Source organism: bacterium (assembly GCA_040757115.1).
Lineage (GTDB): Bacteria > UBA9089 > CG2-30-40-21 > CG2-30-40-21 > SBAY01 > JBFLXS01.
The window spans coordinates 1-2,833 of sequence record JBFLYA010000085.1; the positions used below are offsets into that span (position 1 = coordinate 1).

2 protein-coding genes are annotated in these 2,833 nt (G+C 39.9%); both read right to left on the bottom strand.

The window, feature by feature from the left end:
• Positions 1-181: 181 nt before the first annotated feature.
• The gene (locus AB1422_09200; protein MEW6619489.1) at positions 182-2,551 is read right to left on the bottom strand and encodes an ATP-dependent Clp protease ATP-binding subunit; all 2,370 of its coding nucleotides are present in this window, start codon (positions 2,549-2,551) and stop codon (positions 182-184) included.
• Positions 2,551-2,833 (bottom strand): tetratricopeptide repeat protein (locus AB1422_09205; protein MEW6619490.1); only part of this gene is annotated, 283 nt, incomplete at its 5' end. The genes AB1422_09200 and AB1422_09205, both read right to left, overlap by 1 nt.

Below are 2,833 nucleotides of genomic sequence, written 5' to 3' on the forward strand. Positions count from 1 at the left end.
TGTGGAAAACAACAAATTTCCATAAATTTCTATTAGTTTCTATTAATTTCAATTTTTTTAATAATATCTCCCTATCTCCTTAATCTCCACATCTCCTTTTGTTACACCACCTGAACGCTTACATTTTCTTAAACCTCCTCATTTAATAAAGTTTTCTCTTCACATTTATTAGTAGCTATTTTCATTTTTTCCCCTTACCCTTCTTAGGCGGTTTTGTGGCTAAAGCATCTTTACAGCTTATTTTTCCATCCTCTACCTCTATCCTTACTTTCCAACCTTTAATTCCCCGGCCTATCTTCTCTCTTTCTAACATAGCCTGGCTTAAGGGTTCTTTAATCCTTTCCTCCACTATCCTTTTAATCTCCCGAGCACCATTTCTCTCACTATATCCGTCCTTAATAAGCAATTCCAATACTTCCTCACCAAAGGCAAGGGAGACTCCATACTCCTTAGACAGCCCTTTTCTGAAGGTCTCCAATTCTAAACTAATAATCTCCTTGATATTCTCTTTACTTAAGTGTTTAAAGAAAACAATCTTATCAATACGATTAAGGAACTCTGGTCTAAAAACCCTTCTTGTCGCATTCAAAGTCGCCTCTTCTTGAGTGGGGGTAGCATCTCTCTGAAAACCCATTCTCTCATCAGGAGGCAGGTTTGAGGTCATTATAAAGATAGCATTCCTTCCATCAATGGTTCTACCTTTAGCATCAGTCAGCCTGCCTTCATCAAAGAGCTGTAAAAATATATCTAAGACCTCAGGATGTGCCTTTTCTATCTCATCAAATAAGACTACAGAATAGGGTTTAGAACGCAATTTACCCGTCAGTTGACCTTCTTCCTCATAACCTACATATCCGGGTGGGGCTCCGATTAATTTAGACACTGTATGCTTCTCCTGATACTCTGACATATCCAGCCTTATCATCTCTTCCTCTGAACCAAAGAGAAGCTCGGCAATACCTTTGGCAGATAATGTCTTACCCACTCCAGTTGGTCCTAAAAAGAGGAATACCCCCAGCGGTCTATTCTTATCCCTCATCCCTGTCTTTGCCAGACGAATCTTATTGGCTACGATTGTTATCGCCTTCTCCTGACCCTTTATTCTCTTTTTAAGATACTGGTCTAAATTAAGGAGTTTCTCTACCTCTTTTTCTGTCAATTTGCTTACCGGAATGCCCGTAAGTTTAGAAACAACCTTTGCCACCTCTTCTTCTGTTACCACACCACCAGTAGTTCTATCCTGTTTTATTCCATCCATACTTAACTGAGGCAGAGAGATATAGGCACAGGCTTCATCAATTATATCTATTGCCTTATCAGGTAATTGCCGATAAGGAAGATAGCGCACAGAAAGCTCAACTGCTCTTACCAGAGCTTCGTCAGTGATTTTGACCTGATGATGTGTTTCAAATCTTTCTTTTAATCGCTGTAAAATCTTTATTGTCTCCTCTGGTGTAGGTTCAGTTATCATAATTGGCTGAAACCTTCTCTCTAATGCGGCATCTTTTTCAATATACTTGCGGTATTCAGAGATGGTGGTAGCACCGATACAGGTTATTTCACCCTTTGTTAGAGCAGGCTTCAGGATATTTGCCGCATCCATACTCCCTTCTCCTTTACCTGCCCCCACAAGGTTATGTATCTCATCCAGAAACAAGATTACTGCTCGATGTTCTTTTGCCTCCTGGATTATCCCATTAAGCCTTTCCTCAAATTCGCCACGATACTTTGTGCCTGCCACCAGACTGCTAAGATTAAGTTCAAATATCCTTCTACCAATGAGATTTTTCCCATAAGCTATTCTTTGGGCAAGCCCTTCTACGATAGCTGTCTTGCCAACACCTGCCTCACCAATAAGTACAGGGTTGTTCTTGGTCATTCTGCTTACTGTTCTTATTATTGCATGCATCTCATCTCTTCTTCCTTCGATTGGCTTAAGATTACCTTCTTCTGCCTCTTTTACTAAATCTCTGGCATATTTAGGTATCCAGTAAAGTGCAGATTTTTTCTGACTTTCTTCTTTAATCTCATCTTCTGCCTTCATAAGCAATCCTTCTAAAGATTCCCCTTTTTTGAGTGCTTCTTCCTTTAATCTTTCTGGTTCAATCTTAAGCTCTTTAAATACTGCACTAATTATCTCACCTGGTTTCTCTAAGATAGCTACTAAAAGAAAAAGAACATTTACCATCCCCCCTTTACTTAACTCTTCAGCCTTTTGAAAATAGCCCCTACATTCAGCACTACGATGTATCACCTTCTCTTTATAGGCATAATCTTCTTGGGGCAGTTTTTCTCTAACCAGCCGGCGCAGTTGTGTCATATTTAAAGAGAAACTCTGCATCAAATTCTCTAACACCTTATATTCCATCTCTAATAACTGCTTTGCTTGTATTCCTAACTGATTTAGCATCTCCTTAGCCGCAAATATTTTCTCTAAGGATAAGCATCCATTAAATATATGCTCTTTCTCAATAAATTCTGATTTTTTATTTGCCGCCTCTGCCACCGCCATCTGCCAGGCAAGAGTTACCCCTATAGAAAGCTTATCCATCACCTACCTCCTAAGTATTGCAGAATCATTTGTTTTACCTGATGTGCCTGAGGTAAATCAGGATTTAACCTTATTGCCGCCTCAACACATTTCAATGCCTCCTGGAATCTGCCCAATATAGCTAATTCAATCCCTTTGTTAATCCATGCCTCTGCATACCTCGGGTTTATCTCCAATGCCTCATCATAGCAGGAGATTGCCTCCTGATGTTTGCCAAGATTTACTAAGGTAAGTCCTTTGTTATACCATGCCTCTGCCAACCTCGGGTTTACCTCCAATGCC

Excerpts from the sequence above, each read along its gene's own strand:
- AB1422_09200 (MEW6619489.1), bottom strand. The coding sequence starts at position 2,551 with ATGGATAAGCTTTCTATAGGGGTAACTCTTGCCTGGCAGATGGCGGTG.